This is a genomic window from Rheinheimera sp. ATLC3 (assembly GCF_059429535.1).
Genome location: NZ_CM182103.1, coordinates 2,520,548 through 2,536,770, shown reverse-complemented (window position 1 = coordinate 2,536,770; position 16,223 = coordinate 2,520,548). Strand labels below are relative to the sequence as shown.

At 48.4% G+C, this 16,223-nt stretch carries 11 protein-coding genes, 7 tRNA genes and 2 rRNA genes; all 20 read right to left on the bottom strand.

Going from position 1 to position 16,223, the window contains the following annotated elements:
• Nucleotides 1-42: 42 nt before the first annotated feature.
• The gene (gene rpoB / locus AC5SV9_RS11720) at nt 43-4,068 is read right to left on the bottom strand and encodes a DNA-directed RNA polymerase subunit beta (protein ID WP_475153351.1); all 4,026 of its coding nucleotides are present in this window, start codon (nt 4,066-4,068) and stop codon (nt 43-45) included.
• A 174-nt stretch (nt 4,069-4,242) separates the two neighbouring features.
• Entirely contained in the window at nt 4,243-4,608 is a 366-nt protein-coding gene (gene rplL / locus AC5SV9_RS11715) for a 50S ribosomal protein L7/L12 (RefSeq protein WP_134059759.1), read from the bottom strand.
• Between the two features lie 64 nt (nt 4,609-4,672).
• A complete protein-coding gene (rplJ, locus tag AC5SV9_RS11710; RefSeq protein ID WP_027672429.1) occupies nt 4,673-5,167 on the bottom strand; it encodes a 50S ribosomal protein L10 in 495 nt (164 codons plus the stop codon).
• A gap of 287 nt (nt 5,168-5,454) precedes the next feature.
• A complete protein-coding gene (rplA, locus tag AC5SV9_RS11705) occupies nt 5,455-6,156 on the bottom strand; it encodes a 50S ribosomal protein L1 (protein ID WP_134059755.1) in 702 nt (233 codons plus the stop codon).
• Nucleotides 6,157-6,159: 3 nt separating this feature from the next.
• Nucleotides 6,160-6,588 (bottom strand): 50S ribosomal protein L11, encoded by a 429-nt coding sequence (rplK, locus tag AC5SV9_RS11700; protein ID WP_027672427.1) that lies wholly within the window; start codon nt 6,586-6,588, stop codon nt 6,160-6,162.
• Nucleotides 6,589-6,708: 120 nt separating this feature from the next.
• Nucleotides 6,709-7,236 carry a transcription termination/antitermination protein NusG gene (gene nusG, locus AC5SV9_RS11695; RefSeq protein WP_008224569.1) on the bottom strand — a complete coding sequence of 176 codons (528 nt, stop codon included), beginning with the start codon at nt 7,234-7,236 and terminating at the stop codon, nt 6,709-6,711.
• A 15-nt stretch (nt 7,237-7,251) separates the two neighbouring features.
• Nucleotides 7,252-7,626 carry a preprotein translocase subunit SecE gene (gene secE / locus AC5SV9_RS11690; RefSeq protein ID WP_226768308.1) on the bottom strand — a complete coding sequence of 125 codons (375 nt, stop codon included), beginning with the start codon at nt 7,624-7,626 and terminating at the stop codon, nt 7,252-7,254.
• 74 nt (nt 7,627-7,700) lie between these two features.
• A tRNA-Trp gene (locus AC5SV9_RS11685) sits at nt 7,701-7,777 on the bottom strand.
• Between the two features lie 163 nt (nt 7,778-7,940).
• A complete protein-coding gene (gene tuf / locus AC5SV9_RS11680) occupies nt 7,941-9,125 on the bottom strand; it encodes an elongation factor Tu (protein ID WP_134059789.1) in 1,185 nt (394 codons plus the stop codon).
• 73 nt (nt 9,126-9,198) lie between these two features.
• Nucleotides 9,199-9,274: transfer RNA gene (locus AC5SV9_RS11675), tRNA-Thr, on the bottom strand.
• Nucleotides 9,275-9,285: 11 nt separating this feature from the next.
• Nucleotides 9,286-9,360: transfer RNA gene (locus AC5SV9_RS11670), tRNA-Gly, on the bottom strand.
• Nucleotides 9,361-9,391: 31 nt separating this feature from the next.
• A tRNA-Tyr gene (locus AC5SV9_RS11665) sits at nt 9,392-9,476 on the bottom strand.
• A 5-nt stretch (nt 9,477-9,481) separates the two neighbouring features.
• Nucleotides 9,482-9,557, bottom strand: a tRNA-Thr gene (locus tag AC5SV9_RS11660).
• 111 nt (nt 9,558-9,668) lie between these two features.
• Nucleotides 9,669-10,364, bottom strand: coding sequence for a type III pantothenate kinase (locus tag AC5SV9_RS11655; RefSeq protein ID WP_475153353.1), 696 nt, complete (start codon nt 10,362-10,364; stop codon nt 9,669-9,671).
• A 1-nt stretch (nt 10,365) separates the two neighbouring features.
• Nucleotides 10,366-11,349, bottom strand: a complete 984-nt coding sequence (gene birA, locus AC5SV9_RS11650; RefSeq protein WP_475153355.1) for a bifunctional biotin--[acetyl-CoA-carboxylase] ligase/biotin operon repressor BirA — start codon at nt 11,347-11,349, stop codon at nt 10,366-10,368.
• The gene (gene murB, locus AC5SV9_RS11645) at nt 11,342-12,352 is read right to left on the bottom strand and encodes a UDP-N-acetylmuramate dehydrogenase (protein ID WP_475153357.1); all 1,011 of its coding nucleotides are present in this window, start codon (nt 12,350-12,352) and stop codon (nt 11,342-11,344) included. Before murB ends, birA begins: the two co-directional genes overlap by 8 nt.
• A gap of 206 nt (nt 12,353-12,558) precedes the next feature.
• Nucleotides 12,559-12,673 (bottom strand): 5S ribosomal RNA (gene rrf, locus AC5SV9_RS11640).
• A 93-nt stretch (nt 12,674-12,766) separates the two neighbouring features.
• Nucleotides 12,767-15,649 (bottom strand): 23S ribosomal RNA (locus AC5SV9_RS11635).
• A 194-nt stretch (nt 15,650-15,843) separates the two neighbouring features.
• Nucleotides 15,844-15,919, bottom strand: a tRNA-Ala gene (locus AC5SV9_RS11630).
• Between the two features lie 225 nt (nt 15,920-16,144).
• Nucleotides 16,145-16,221: transfer RNA gene (locus tag AC5SV9_RS11625), tRNA-Ile, on the bottom strand.
• Nucleotides 16,222-16,223: the final 2 nt, after the last annotated feature.

Here is a 16,223-nt window from a genome sequence, read left to right as displayed (position 1 = left end):
ACCGGAATGGGGCAGTTGCCTGCCCCCCAACTCAAGGTCGGTTTATTCCTCTTCCAATTCGATGTTAATACCGAGCGAACGGATCTCTTTCATCAATACGTTGAAAGATTCTGGCATGCCAGGTTCCATTCTGTGGTCACCATCCACGATGTTCTTATACATCTTGGTACGGCCGTTAACGTCATCCGACTTAACAGTCAGCATTTCCTGCAGCGTGTACGCTGCGCCGTATGCTTCAAGTGCCCACACTTCCATCTCACCGAAACGCTGACCACCGAACTGAGCTTTACCACCCAGCGGTTGTTGCGTTACTAAGCTGTAAGAACCGGTAGAACGCGCGTGCATCTTATCGTCTACCAAGTGGTTCAGTTTCAGCATGTACATGTAACCTACGGTAACCTTGCGCTCGAAGGTATTGCCGGTACGGCCATCATATAATGTGATCTGACCGCTTGACGGTAAGTCACCCAGTTCAAGCAATTGCTTGATTTCGCTTTCTTTAGCACCGTCGAATACCGGTGTCGCAACAGGTAAGCCTTTACGCAGGTTTTCCGCTAAACGACGCACTTCGTCATCGGTAAAGCTTTCAACGTCTACATTCTGGCGTGATTCACCCAGTGCATACACTTTCTTCAGGAAGTCACGGATTTCCGCCGTTTCTTTCTGGTCTTTAATCATCGCATCGATCTTGTCACCGATACCACGGGCCGCTAAGCCTAAGTGGGTTTCGAGGATCTGACCGATGTTCATCCGCGAAGGTACGCCCAACGGGTTCAGTACGATATCAACCGGCTTACCGTGTTCGTCATATGGCATATCTTCAACCGGAACGATAGTTGAGATAACACCCTTGTTACCGTGACGACCAGCCATCTTGTCACCCGGCTGGATACGGCGTTTAACGGCCAGGTACACTTTAACGATTTTCAGTACACCCGGTGCCAGGTCATCGCCCTGCACAATCTTACGACGTTTAGCTTCGAACTTCTTATCGTACTCAACACGAATTTCTTCGTACTGGGCCGCTAACTGTTCCAGATCGTTCTGTTTATCTTCATCGCTTAAGCTTTGGTTAAACAGCGCGTCACCTTTCATGGTATCCAGCTTGGCGCGGTCCATACCGCTTTGCTCCAGCAGGTTACGGGCACGATCAGAAATACCGGCTTCCAGGATACGGAATTCTTCATTCAGGTCTTTCTTAGCCTGTTTGACTTCCATTTCCTCGATTTCACGGGCGCGCTTGTCTTTCTCTACGCCATCACGGGTAAATACCTGAACGTCGATAACCGTGCCGGTTACAGAGTTAGGCACGCGTAAAGAGGTGTCTTTAACGTCAGACGCTTTTTCACCGAAAATAGCGCGTAACAGTTTCTCTTCCGGTGTTAACTGGCTTTCACCTTTAGGGGTGACTTTACCAACCAGAATGTCGCCACCTTTCACTTCAGCACCGATGTAAACGATACCAGCTTCGTCCAGCTTACTCAGCGCAGACTCACCCACGTTAGGGATGTCACCCGTGATCTCTTCAGGGCCAAGTTTGGTATCGCGGGCGATACAGCTTAACTCCTGAATATGGATTGTGGTTAAACGATCTTCCTGTACCAGACGCTCTGATAATAAAATCGAGTCTTCGAAGTTGTAACCGTTCCACGGCATGAATGCTACGCGTAAGTTCTGACCCAGAGCCAGTTCACCTAAGTCGGTAGACGGGCCGTCAGCCAGTACATCACCGCGTTCGATTGGTTCGCCATGGTTTACGCAAGGACGCTGGTTAATACAGGTGTTCTGGTTAGAACGGGTGTACTTTGTCAGGTTGTAGATGTCGATACCGGCTTCACCGGCCACCATTTCATCTTCATTTACCTTAATTACGATACGGCTGGCGTCAACGTAATCGATTACACCACCTCGTTTAGCAACAACGGTTACACCTGAGTCTTTTGCTACCACGCGCTCAATACCAGTACCTACCAGCGGCTTATCAGCACGCAATGTTGGTACCGCCTGACGTTGCATGTTCGAACCCATCAATGCACGGTTAGCATCGTCGTGCTCAAGGAACGGGATCAGTGCGGCAGCAACAGACACGATTTGCTGAGGAGCTACGTCCATGTACTGCACCTGATCAGCAGGCATCAGAGTAAATTCGTTTTTATAACGACAAGGTACTAACTCTTCTGATAAACGATTCTCTTCGTTTAATTCAGCATTTGCCTGTGCGATAACAAAATTGCCTTCCTCGATGGCTGACAGGAAGTCGACTTCATCAGTTACCACGCCATCTTCAATACGACGGTATGGTGTTTCCAGGAAGCCATATTCGTTTGTCTGAGCAAACATTGACAGTGAGTTAATCAGACCGATGTTCGGACCTTCAGGCGTTTCGATTGGACATACGCGACCATAGTGTGTCGGGTGTACGTCACGCACTTCGAAGCCGGCACGCTCACGCGTTAAACCGCCTGGGCCTAAGGCTGAAATACGACGCTTGTGCGTTACTTCTGACAGCGGGTTGTTCTGATCCATAAACTGAGACAGCTGGCTTGAGCCGAAGAACTCTTTTACTGCCGCTGAAATTGGTTTAGCGTTGATCAGATCCTGAGGCATAACAGCATCTAAGTCACCCAGTGACAGGCGCTCTTTAACCGCACGCTCAACACGTACCAAACCAACACGGAACTGGTTCTCAGCCATTTCGCCAACAGAACGGATACGGCGGTTACCTAAGTGGTCGATGTCGTCCACTTCGCCTTTACCGTTACGAATGTCAATTAAGACTTTCATTACTGCCAGAATATCTTCTTTGCTCAGTACGCCGGCACCGGTGCCTTCGTCAAAACCTACGCGGCGGTTGAACTTCATGCGGCCTACCGTCGATAAATCGTAACGGTCTTCCGAGAAGAACAGGTTATCAAATAACGTTTCTGCGGCATCACGCGTTGGTGGTTCACCAGGGCGCATCATGCGATAAATTTCTACCAGCGCTTCCATACGGTTGCTGCTTGGGTCGATACGAATGGTTTCAGAAACATAAGAGCCCTGATCCAAATCGTTGATATACAGAGTTTCAAAACTCTCATAGCCGGCTTTAGCCAGTTTTGCCAACAGCTCCAATGTGAGCTCTGCGTTCGCCTCGGCAATAATCTCTCCGGTTGAACGGTCAGCGTAATTTTTGGCCAGCACACGGCCTACCACGTATTCGTGTGGTACTTCCATCATGGTCAAACCGGTTTTTTCCAGCTGACGCACGTGGCGTGCAGTAATACGACGGCCTTGTTCTACTATGACTTCGCCATCGTTGTCTTTAATGTCAAATGCAGCAGTCTCACCACGCAAGCGGTTCGCTACAACTTCCATTAACAGCTTGCCGTCTTTGATTTCAAACTTCGTGTTTTCAAAGAAGGTGCTTAAAATGTCTTCGGTACTGAATTCCAGCGCACGTAACAGTATCGTTGCCGGTAACTTACGACGGCGGTCGATACGCACAAACAGGTTATCTTTGGCATCGAATTCGAAATCTAACCATGAACCACGGTAAGGAATAACGCGAGCGTTATATAACACCTTGCCAGACGAGTGGGTTTTACCACGGTCGTGATCGAAGAATACGCCAGGGCTACGGTGCAGCTGAGATACGATTACACGCTCAGTACCGTTGATAACGAAAGTACCGTTTTCAGTCATTAATGGGATTTCACCCATATAAACTTCCTGTTCACGGATATCTTTAATTGTACCTGGAGCTTCTTTATCGAATAACACCATGCGCAGTTTTACACGTAATGGCGCTGAGTAAGTAACACCGCGGATCTGACATTCTTTTACGTCAAATACGGGTTCCCCGATGCGGTAGCTGACGTACTGCAATTCCGCACTGCCTGAATAGCTTTTAATAGGGAATACAGAGCGGAATGCGGCTTCTAAACCGTAATCTCCTTCCGGATCAGGCTCGATGAATTTGCTGAACGATTCAATCTGGATCGACAGCAGGTATGGCACATCCAATACTTCCGGACGTTTGCCGAAGTCCTTACGGATACGTTTCTTCTCAGAATAAGAGTAAGTCATGGGGTTCCTCAGCTTGCTGATTTTTTTCCCAACAACCCTTCCGGGTCGTGTTTGATACCAGCCATAGTATCAACAGGGGTGGGGAAATCATTGTCCCACAGCGCAAAAAGGCCGGTGATTAATTCATCACCAGCCCAGCCTGAACTTCAGGCGAATAATCCGGTATAAGCCGGATTATTTAACTTCAACAGAAGCACCAGCTTCTTCAAGTTCTTTCTTCAGAGCGTCAGCTTCAGCTTTAGAAACGCCTTCTTTGATTGGAGCTGGAGCGCTCTCAACCAGGTCTTTCGCTTCTTTCAGGCCTAAACCGGTAGCGCCACGTACTGCTTTGATAACAGCAACTTTGTTCGCGCCAACACCAGCCAGAATAACGTTGAATTCAGTTTGTTCTTCAACAGCAGCAGCAGGACCTGCAGCAACTGCTACAGCAGCAGCTGCAGACACACCGAATTTTTCTTCCATTGCAGTTACTAACTCTACTACGTCCATTACAGACATTGCAGCGATAGCATCTAAGATTTGATCTTTAGTCACTGACATTGCTCAGATTCCTAAATTAGGGGACTTATCCCGATTAAACTTTACTTTCAAACCAAACGTAAAATTACGCGGCTTGCTCTTGTTTTTGGTCGCGAACCGCGGCAATTGTACGTACAAGTTTGCCGGCTGCTGCCTCTTTCATAGTGCTCATTAAACGTGCAATAGCTTCGTCGTATGTTGGTAACGATGCTAACACTTCAATGTTTACTGTGGCGCCATTGAAAGCTGCACCTTTCAGTTCGAAGTTCTTGTTCTCTTTCGCGAAATCTTTAAAGATACGCGCTGCAGCACCTGGGTGCTCTTTAGAGAAAGCAATTAACGTCGGACCTACGAATGCGTCTTTCAGACACTCAAATTCGGTGCCTTCTACTGCACGGCGAACCAGTGTATTACGGACAACTTTCATCCACACACCAGCTTCACGCGCTTGCTTACGCAGCGCAGTGATATTGCCTACAGTGACACCACGAGCGTCTGCGACTACCGCAGATAAAGCACCTTTGGCAGCTTCCTGGACTTCAGCAACAAGTGCTTTTTTGTCTTCAAGCTTAATAGCCATTGGCTCTTAACTCCTGGTTCATCCGGGCATGATTGCCCGTTTGCCTACACATCGCCCTGCGTTGCCACAGGGCGCGCGATTTACGGTGAGACCAGAAGGAATCTAATTCTTTCTGGGGCCTGCACCGTCTGCGTAGGTTTGTTGTTTTAAGTCACGCATTTCCAAAGAAATTTGCGACACCTACGGTCTTGGACGGAAGCCGTCATTTGGTTAAAAATGCGGCTTCTACCCTAAAAATGAGCGCAGGATTATAAAATAATCTTGCTGCCCTGTAAAGCGAATACGCCTTAGACCACTGCGCTCAGTGACGCCTGGCTCAGGGCTAAACCCGCACCGTGCGTTGAAGAGATAGTGACTTTCTTGATGTAAACGCCTTTAGCTACTGATGGCTTAGCACGTTTCAGTGCAACCAGCAGCGCTTCTAAGTTTTCTTTCAGCTTATCAGCATCGAAGTCGATTTTGCCGATAGTTGAATGAACGATACCGTTCTTGTCGTTGCGGTAACGAACCTGACCTGCTTTCGCATTCTTAACGGCTTCTGCTACGTTAGGAGTAACAGTACCGGTTTTTGGGTTAGGCATTAAACCACGTGGGCCTAAGATTTGACCTAACATACCTACCACACGCATAGCGTCTGGTGAAGCGATAACCACGTCGAAATCCATTACGCCTTTTTTGACCTGTTCAGCTAAGTCTTCCATACCAACGATGTCGGCACCTGCAGCTTTAGCGGCTTCAGCGTTTGCACCCTGAGTGAACACAGCAACGCGAACAGTACGGCCAGTACCGTGAGGCAGTACAGTTGCACCACGCACGTTCTGGTCAGATTTACGGGCGTCGATACCCAGGTTTACTGCTACGTCTACGCTCTCAACGAACTTGCCGGCAGTTAATTCTTTCAACAGAGCAACAGCTTCGTTGATGTCGTATTCACGAGTTGAATCCACTTTAGAACGGATTAACTTAGCGCGTTTAGTTAATTTAGCCATCTATTAGCCCTCCACCACTAAACCCATTGAACGGGCAGTACCTTCGATGGTACGCACCGCAGCGGCATGATCAGCAGCAGTTAAATCTGGCTGCTTGATCTTAACGATCTCGTCAACCTGAGCTGCAGTGATTTTGCCCACTTTCTGGGTGTTAGGACGACCTGAACCACCTTTTAAGCCAGCTGCTTTCAATAATAAGAAAGATGCTGGAGGAGTGCGGGTTTCGAACGTGAAAGAACGATCGCTATACACAGTAATTACTACTGGGATTGGCATGCCTTTCTCTAGGCTTTCTGTACGGGCGTTGAAGCCTTTACAGAATTCCATGATATTCACACCGTGTTGACCCAGTGCCGGACCTACTGGTGGCGACGGGTTAGCCATACCGGCTTTAACCTGCAGTTTAATAAGTGCAGTGACTTTCTTTGCCATGTTTCACCTCTGTTTTTGGGTCATAGCCTTGTAAGTGCGAGGACACTTACTCAAGCGGCTTCCCAACGTTAAAAAGGGCGCAGATTATATTTTAATCAGCGCCCGGTTACAATCTTTAAGTTAAGCTTTTTCGACCTGAGCAAATTCCAGGTCAACCGGCGTAGAACGACCGAAGATCAGAACCGATACTTTCACACGGCTCTTCTCGTAATCAACTTCTTCTACCACACCGTTAAAGTCTGCGAATGGACCTTCAGTAACGCGTACCACTTCGCCTGCTTCAAACAGCGTTTTTGGCTTCGGCTTGTCAACGTTATCCTGCAGACGATTTAATATCGTCATCGCTTCTTTTTCAGAAATAGGTGCCGGGCGATCAGAAGTACCACCAATAAAGCCCAGAACGCGCGGTACACTTTTCACTAAGTGCCACGCTTCTTCACACATTTCCATTTGTACTAATACATAACCCGGGAAGAATTTGCGCTCAGATTTACGCTTTTGGCCTGCGCGCATCTCGATCACTTCTTCAGTTGGCACCAGCACTTCACCAAACTTATCTTCCATCTGATGGATTTTGATGTGTTCACGCAGAGAGGTGGCAACCCGTTGCTCGAAGCCAGAGAAGGCCTGCACCACATACCAACGCATCTTTCCTGCCATGGTTTAGATCCCCAATCCTGTTAAAAATGATACAACACGCAATAAAATAGCGTCCAAACCCCACAGTAGCAGGCCCATAATTAGGGTAGCAACCAGAACAACCAAAGTCGTTTGCATCGTTTCCTGTCTGGTTGGCCATACCACTTTGCGAACTTCAGTACGTGACTCTTTAGCAAAATTGATAAAGGTTTTGCCTTTGTGCGTCTGTGCGGCTACTGCACCGGCTATCACAACCAGTACCACGATAGCGATTGCTTTTTCTAATGCAGATAATTCATAAAGGTAGTTCCCTACCACTGCCAGTGACAAAATAACAAAGACCAGCAACCATTTGACTATATCAAATCCGCTTTTTGGGGTTTCACTTGCTGCGTTCATGCTTTGACTCACTTCACCTTGACTTGCTTATAGCAACACACTACCGGCCAAGCTAAAACTTGACCGAAAAATATTGGCAGGGGCAGAGGGATTCGAACCCCCAACCATCGGTTTTGGAGACCGCTGTTCTACCAATTGGAACTATGCCCCTACAAGGTTGTAAACCTGACACGTGGCCGGGTTTGCAAATAGCCGCTCATTATACTGTCTTAGCAAGCTAAAACAAGCTTAGCTGCTCTTATTGCGTCACTTTCCTGCATACTTTTTTAGCAAAACAAAAAAGGCCCCGCAGGGCCTTTTTCAATCTCAGCTTATTAAGCCAGGATTTTTGATACTACGCCAGCACCTACTGTGCGGCCGCCTTCACGGATCGCGAAGCGTAAACCTTCGTCCATCGCGATTGGGCAAATCAGTTCAACAACAAACTTCAGGTTGTCGCCTGGCATTACCATTTCTACGCCTTCTGGCAACTCTACTGAACCCGTTACGTCTGTTGTACGGAAGTAGAACTGTGGACGGTAGCCTTTGAAGAATGGTGTATGACGGCCACCTTCTTCTTTTGACAGTACGTACACTTCGCCTTCAAACTTAGTGTGTGGCTTGATTGAACCTGGCTTAGACAGTACCTGACCACGCTCTACGTCTTCACGCTTAGTACCACGTAACAGCGCACCAATGTTCTCACCTGCACGACCTTCGTCTAACAGCTTACGGAACATCTCAACACCAGTACAAGTTGTCTTAGTCGTATCTTTGATACCTACGATTTCAACTTCTTCACCAACTTTGATGATACCTTGCTCTACACGGCCTGTTACTACTGTACCACGACCCGCGATTGAGAATACGTCTTCGATTGGCATGATGAATGGCTTATCAATCGCACGTACTGGCTCAGGGATGTAAGTATCCAGTGCTTCACCCAGCTCCAGGATTTTCTTTTCCCACTCTGCATCGCCTTCCAGGCCTTTCAGCGCTGAACCACGGATTACTGGCAGGTCATCACCTGGGAAGTCGTAGTCTGACAGAAGCTCACGTACTTCCATCTCTACCAGCTCTAACAGCTCTTCGTCATCTACCATGTCACATTTGTTCATGAACACGATGATGTACGGTACGCCTACCTGACGTGATAACAGGATGTGCTCACGTGTTTGTGGCATTGGGCCGTCAGTTGCCGCTACTACCAGAATAGCGCCGTCCATCTGCGCAGCACCAGTGATCATGTTCTTAACATAGTCAGCGTGGCCTGGGCAGTCTACGTGCGCGTAGTGACGAGTCGGGGTATCGTACTCAACGTGTGAGGTGTTGATCGTGATACCACGTGCTTTTTCTTCTGGTGCTTTGTCGATTTGATCGAAAGCAAACGCCTGACCGCCGTAAGTCTTAGCCAGTACGTTGGTGATTGCAGCTGTTAAGGTAGTTTTACCATGGTCAACGTGACCGATGGTGCCTACGTTTACGTGCGGTTTACTACGTTCAAATTTAGCCTTAGCCATGAATAGACCCTTTTTAACAAAACGGCGGTTGTTTAAATTAATTAAGTATTAGATAGCAAGAGAGGAGTCAAGATGGTGCTGATACCCAGAATCGAACTGGGGACCTCATCCTTACCAAGGATGCGCTCTACCGCCTGAGCTATATCAGCAACGCTTTGATTGGAGCGGGCAGCGGGAATCGAACCCGCATCTTCAGCTTGGAAGGCTGAGGTAATAGCCATTATACGATGCCCGCGGCCTACTCGTAGCTATTCGTCTGACGAAGATGGTGGAGGGGGAAGGATTCGAACCTTCGAAGGCAGTGCCGGCAGATTTACAGTCTGATCCCTTTGGCCACTCGGGAACCCCTCCACTAATGGTGCCGCTTATCCGAGTCGAACGGATGACCTACTGATTACAAGTCAGTTGCTCTACCAACTGAGCTAAAGCGGCACAACGTCAGTGGGTGCGAATTCTAGAGGAATGCCCTAAACCGTGCAATAGAAAAAACCAAAAAAGCAGGAATTTCCTGCCTAAGCGTTCATAAAGTGCACAAATGGGCAGTTACATATCAATATAACGGGATAAACCATGGAAGATCAGCAATGGTTCGACAATCAACGGTAAATCGGTTAGGTAAGGTTTAAGAAATTTACTGTCACCGCCCGTCAACAATAACTTCTGGCAAGGGTTTTGTTGCCACCCTAGTCTTATTGCCCCTAATACGCTCGCCAAGCAACCATTTTGTAAGCAGGTGACGGTATCTTCGCCAGGCTCTAAACGGCCATTAAACATTTCGGAATTAAATACTTTTGCGGTGTTTTTCACCACAGCATGTTGCTGCATCTTAAGACCCGGAATAATCCAACCACCATTATGCTGGCCATCTTCACCGAGCCAATCTATCGTTACAGCAGTGCCCGCATCCACTACCATAACCTGGGTGGAGGGAAGCAATAGCTGGCTACCCAGCATAGCCAGCCATCTGTCTACACCGAGAGTCTGAGGTTGCTGGTAAATGCTGCTAACACCATAAGCACGGGCTTCAGCGTGAACCTGCCGCCAGGGTAAATGCTCCAGTCCGAGTAATTGCTTAATTAAAGCTACCTTTTCCTGTGATGCCACACTGGCATAATAAATTGCTTTCAGCGGTAGTTTGGCTAAATTCTCGGGCGCAAGCTGCGGTAAAGCAGTGACTTTACCCTGTTTAACCAATGCTGCTTTTTCTCGGGTGTTCCCAATGTCCAACAATAAGTACATGTCAGTTCCCCGCGCGCAGACTTAACTCACCGCCATAAAAAGCTTTTATCGCTTGATTCGTTTTGATTAGCAAAGCGCCTTGCTTGTCTACCCCCAAACAAAGGCCCTCTGTTTCTGTGCTGCCGGATAGCTTTACTGGCTTCATATAAAAGTGGTCCCGACGGTTAAATTCGCTGGCGAACTCAGTAAACCCGTGCTCGCTGAATTGACGCAGCATAGTAATTAACTCCTGCTGTAATTGAGCGACCAGTCTGTTACGGTCGATAGGCTGAGCAAAACCAGAACACAGATCGGTGTAGGATTGATCAATATAACTACCTGACTGCGTGGGTAATTGAATGTTCAGACCTATTCCAATAATGACATCGCATGCAGCATCAGCCTGGCCCGCAAGCTCCACCAAAATGCCAGCTAACTTTTTGCCGTCTATATAAACATCGTTAGGCCACTTCACTGTAGGTGACAACTTATAGCATTGCTCAAGCACGCGGGACAACGCAATAGCGACAATCAGACTCAACCCCATAGCTGCCTGTACACCTTGTTCAAGCCGCCAATACATTGAGAAGTATAAGCTGGCACCAAACGGTGAATACCATACCTTGCCACGCCGGCCACGACCAGCCGTTTGCGCTTCTGCAACAATAACATAGCCGGGCGTTTTAACACTGCCATCTGTCACTTTCTGCATAAGCTGGCTGTTTGTAGAATCAGTGATGTTCTGCACCAATACATCTGGCGTCAAAGCCTCTTTACACGCAATAATGCGGGAAGCATCAAGCAGACTTAACGGTTTAGCCAAACGGTAGCCTTTGCCTTTCACTTTATAGACATCGAGCCCGATCTCTTGCAATAGTTTTATATGGTTTGCAATCGCAGTACGACTTAGTCCGAGCTCATCAGCAACCTTTTGGCCGGATACAAATTCGCCTTTACTAAGAAGCTGCAGCAGCTGACGCTGCGTAACCAGTGCCGTTCTAGACATTTACACACCCATCAGCGTTTAACAAACGCACTTCGGGTTCTAATTTGATATCGTACGCTTTCAACACTTTCTGCTGAATTTCTGCGACCAATTCGCGTAACTGTGCAGCAGTTCCTTGCCCTTTATTTACCAACACCAGCGGCTGTAACTCGTAACAGCCAATATCACCATGCTGCTGTCCTTTAAAGCCTTGTTTATCGATACACCAAGCTGCGGGCACCTTGACATTGTTATCTGCTAGCTTATAGCCTGGCAAGTCAGGGAATAATTGTAGTAATCGTTGATAATGTGCCAATGAAATTACCGGATTTTTAAAAAAGCTACCGCAATTTGCCAGTACTTTAGGATCGGGCAGTTTACTATTCCTTGTCGCCACGACAGCATTGAATACCGTTTCGATATCAACGTCAGACTGTAAATGATCAAGCCCTTTATAGTTCAGTATAGGTTTTGGTATGTGGCTAAGCCGCAAGCCAACACCGACAATGATACCCTTGCCGTTCAGTTCTTTTTTAAAAATACTGTCGCGATAGCCAAACTGACATTGGGCCGCCTCGATGCGCTCTATCGTATTAGTCTGCCAGCAGTAAAAATCCACATAACTGCATACGTCTGCTAACTCAACACCATAGGCTCCAATATTTTGTACAGGTGCGGCCCCTACAGTACCGGGGATTAATGCAAGATTTTCAATGCCCCATAATCGATTCTGTACCGACCAACTGACTAGTTGATGCCAGTTGCGGCCAGCCTCGACATGAACTAATACATGATCTGTGTCGGTATCAGCAACGGTAATACTCTCTGCTGTGTAGCGGCAGACCGGAACAAGCAGATCTTGCATAAAAATGGTATTACTTCCCTCTCCAAGTACTACCGGCGGCGACGTAAAACTGAGCCGACGCAGATCCGCTAAAGTTTCACATTGGTAAACTGTAACGAGCTTGGCGTTCAAACGAAAAGTTGAATAAGGAATAGCGGAGAGATTAGTAAAGGTTTGCATAGACAAGCCAGATCGTAAAAGTGCTGCTATTGTAATGACCCTAAGACATCAGCGCAAATCCAGACTTTTACCGCAATAAAACCCGCCGCGTTGTTGAGGGTGTTGAGTATTGTGCTGCAGCGGGGCGAGCAGCGGTGAACGATACGTTCTGGCCGCCAAACACAAAAAGGCCTACCGGTTAAGGTAGGCCTTCTGCTTTATGAGGCGCCTGGCGGTGAACTACTCTCGCATAGCGAATGCTACACTACCATCGTCGCAGCTGCGTTTCACTTCTGAGTTCGGAATGGGATCAGGTGGTTCCACAGCGCTATTGCCACCAGGCAAAAACGGTTTGTCTGTCTTTAACTTAGCAAGCTTGTAGTATGCACACTGTATTTCTGTTGGCTTTTCAGCCTAAAACATCTTTGGCGTTGTATGGTTAAGCCTCTCGGGCAATTAGTATGAGTTAGCTTAACGCCTCACAGCGCTTCCACACCTCACCTATCAACGTTGTGGTCTCCAACGACCCTTTAGCAGACTTAAAGTCTGAGGGATGACTCATCTTGTGGCCGGCTTCCCGCTTAGATGCTTTCAGCGGTTATCCGTTCCGAACGTAGCTACCGGGCAGTGCCATTGGCATGACAACCCGAACACCAGCGGTTCGTTCACTCCGGTCCTCTCGTACTAGGAGCAACTCCACTCAATCATCCAACGCCCACGGCAGATAGGGACCGAACTGTCTCACGACGTTCTAAACCCAGCTCGCGTACCACTTTAAATGGCGAACAGCCATACCCTTGGGACCGACTTCAGCCCCAGGATGTGATGAGCCGACATCGAGGTGCCAAACACCGCCGTCGATATGAACTCTTGGGCGGTATCAGCCTGTTATCCCCGGAGTACCTTTTATCCGTTGAGCGATGGCCCTTCCATACAGAACCACCGGATCACTATGACCTACTTTCGTACCTGCTCGACGTGTCTGTCTCGCAGTTAAGCTGGCTTCTACCATTACACTAACCGTACGATGTCCGACCGTACTTAGCCAACCTTCGTGCTCCTCCGTTACTCTTTAGGAGGAGACCGCCCCAGTCAAACTACCCACCAGACACTGTCCGCAATCCCGGTTCAGGGACCTACGTTAGAACATCAAACATACAAGGGTGGTATTTCAAGGACGGCTCCACGATAACTGGCGTTACCGCTTCAAAGCCTCCCACCTATCCTACACATGTAGGGTCAATGTTCAGTGCCAAGCTATAGTAAAGGTTCACGGGGTCTTTCCGTCTAGCCGCGGGTATACGGCATCTTCACCGCAATTTCAATTTCACTGAGTCTCGGCTGGAGACAGCCTGGCCATCATTACACCATTCGTGCAGGTCGGAACTTACCCGACAAGGAATTTCGCTACCTTAGGACCGTTATAGTTACGGCCGCCGTTTACCGGGGCTTCGATCAAGAGCTTCGCTTGCGCTAACCCCATCAATTAACCTTCCGGCACCGGGCAGGTGTCACACCCTATACGTCCTCTTACGAGTTTGCAGAGTGCTGTGTTTTTAATAAACAGTTGCAGCCAGCTGGTCACTGCGACTCTTCACTGCTTACGGAGCAAGTCCTTCACAGCAAAGAGCGTACCTTCTCCCGAAGTTACGGTACTATTTTGCCTAGTTCCTTCAGCCGAGTTCTCTCAAGCGCCTTGGTATGCTCTACCTGACCACCTGTGTCGGTTTAGGGTACGGTCACCAATACCTGAAGCTTAGAGGCTTTTCCTGGAAGCATAGCGTTAGCAACTTCGTCACCGTGGTGACTCGTCTCGTATCTCAGTCTTAAGCATCCGGATTTTCCTAAACGCTCAACCTACATACTTTCACGCGGACTACCAACGCCGCGCTTGCCTAGCTTTCTCCGTCCCCCCATCGCAGTATTGGCCGGTACGGGAATATTAACCCGTTTCCCATCGACTACGCCTTTCAGCCTCGCCTTAGGGGCCGACTCACCCTACCCTGATTAGCATGGGATAGGAACCCTTGGTCTTTCGGCGGGGAAGTTTTTCACTCCCCTTATCGTTACTCATGTCAGCATTCGCACTTCTGATACCTCCAGCAACCCTCCCGGGTCACCTTCACAGGCTTACAGAACGCTCCTCTACCACTTGTGCAAGCACAAGTCCGCAGCTTCGGTGAATGATTTAGCCCCGTTACATCTTCCGCGCAGGCCGACTCGACTAGTGAGCTATTACGCTTTCTTTAAAGGGTGGCTGCTTCTAAGCCAACCTCCTAGCTGTCTATGCCTTCCCACATCGTTTTCCACTTAATCATTACTTTGGGACCTTAGCTGGCGGTCTGGGTTGTTTCCCTTTTCACGACGGACGTTAGCACCCGCCGTGTGTCTCCCGAGTAGTACTCATTGGTATTCGGAGTTTGCATGGGGTTGGTAAGTCGGGATGACCCCCTAGCCCAAACAGTGCTCTACCCCCAATGGTATTCGCTCGAGGCGCTACCTAAATAGCTTTCGAGGAGAACCAGATATCTCCGAGCTTGATTAGCCTTTCACTCCGATCCACAAGTCATCCCCATCTTTTTCAACAGATGTGGGTTCGGTCCTCCAGTTAGTGTTACCCAACCTTCAACCTGCTCATGGATAGATCGCCCGGTTTCGGGTCTACACCCTGCAACTATTCGCCCAGTTAAGACTCGGTTTCCCTACGGCTCCCCTATTCGGTTAACCTCGCTACAGAATGTAAGTCGCTGACCCATTATACAAAAGGTACGCAGTCACACCACGAAGGTGCTCCCACTGCTTGTACGTACACGGTTTCAGGTTCTATTTCACTCCCCTTACAGGGGTTCTTTTCGCCTTTCCCTCACGGTACTGGTTCACTATCGGTCAGTCAGGAGTATTTAGCCTTGGAGGATGGTCCCCCCATGTTCAAACAGGATACCACGTGTCCCGTCCTACTCGTTTTCACTAAAAAGGCATTGTCGTGTACGGGGCTATCACCCTGTATCGCTCATATTTCCACATGATTCCACTAACACCAATCCAGCTTAAGGGCTACTCCGCGTTCGCTCGCCGCTACTAACGGAATCTCGGTTGATTTCTTTTCCTCGGGGTACTTAGATGTTTCAGTTCTCCCGGTTTGCCTCCTTAACCTATGTATTCAGTTAAGGATAGTGAGTAAACTCACTGGGTTTCCCCATTCGGACATCTGCGGGTCTAACGCCTCTTACCGGCTTCCCACAGCTTTTCGCAGGTTAGTACGTCCTTCATCGCCTCTGACTGCCAAGGCATCCACCGTGTACGCTTAGTCACTTAACCATACAACCCAAAAATGTTTTTGAATCGTACAGTGTGCTTTGCTATACACTCTCTCGCTTGAGTTCGAGAGGTTGCTTAGCTTGTTTTTTACTACTATCAGCTTGCCAAATTGTTAAAGAGCAGTTTGAGATTAAACTCAAATCAAATCATTCTCGTAAGAACAGTTTCATTTGAATTTCAACACACTAAAGGAATGGTGGAGTTAAGCGGGATCGAACCGCTGACCTCCTGCGTGCAAGGCAGGCGCTCTCCCAGCTGAGCTATAACCCCATCTTATAGCTTCGGATTTTAACCTTATGCTTCGCCTTATTTCGTCCCTCATTCAGTCATTTACTTATGTAAACTTCTTCACTCGCTCCTCAATCGGCTCGCCTAAGCTTAAACTTCTCGCTCTAAGTCTTTCTGACTAAGTCAATTTCGCTTTAGACAAGGCGCTTTCCTGTGAAGCATACTTAGGTATGCAAGCAGGGAAGCAACGCCGTATAACGCGGAATTTGGTGGGTCTGAGTAGACTCGAACTACCGACCTCACCCTTATCAGGGGTGCGCTCTAACCACCTGAGCTACAGACCCAA

Bases quoted from the DNA above. Each gene is read 5' to 3' on its own strand.
- rpoB (WP_475153351.1), bottom strand. From the start codon at position 4,068: ATGACTTACTCTTATTCTGAGAAGAAACGTATCCGTAAGGACTTCGGC.
- rplL (WP_134059759.1), bottom strand. From the start codon at position 4,608: ATGTCAGTGACTAAAGATCAAATCTTAGATGCTATCGCTGCAATGTCT.
- rplJ (WP_027672429.1), bottom strand. From the start codon at position 5,167: ATGGCTATTAAGCTTGAAGACAAAAAAGCACTTGTTGCTGAAGTCCAG.
- rplA (WP_134059755.1), bottom strand. From the start codon at position 6,156: ATGGCTAAATTAACTAAACGCGCTAAGTTAATCCGTTCTAAAGTGGAT.
- rplK (WP_027672427.1), bottom strand. From the start codon at position 6,588: ATGGCAAAGAAAGTCACTGCACTTATTAAACTGCAGGTTAAAGCCGGT.
- nusG (WP_008224569.1), bottom strand. From the start codon at position 7,236: ATGCGTTGGTATGTGGTGCAGGCCTTCTCTGGCTTCGAGCAACGGGTT.
- secE (WP_226768308.1), bottom strand. From the start codon at position 7,626: ATGAACGCAGCAAGTGAAACCCCAAAAAGCGGATTTGATATAGTCAAA.
- tuf (WP_134059789.1), bottom strand. From the start codon at position 9,125: ATGGCTAAGGCTAAATTTGAACGTAGTAAACCGCACGTAAACGTAGGC.
- AC5SV9_RS11655 (WP_475153353.1), bottom strand. From the start codon at position 10,364: ATGTACTTATTGTTGGACATTGGGAACACCCGAGAAAAAGCAGCATTG.
- birA (WP_475153355.1), bottom strand. From the start codon at position 11,349: ATGTCTAGAACGGCACTGGTTACGCAGCGTCAGCTGCTGCAGCTTCTT.
- murB (WP_475153357.1), bottom strand. From the start codon at position 12,352: ATGCAAACCTTTACTAATCTCTCCGCTATTCCTTATTCAACTTTTCGT.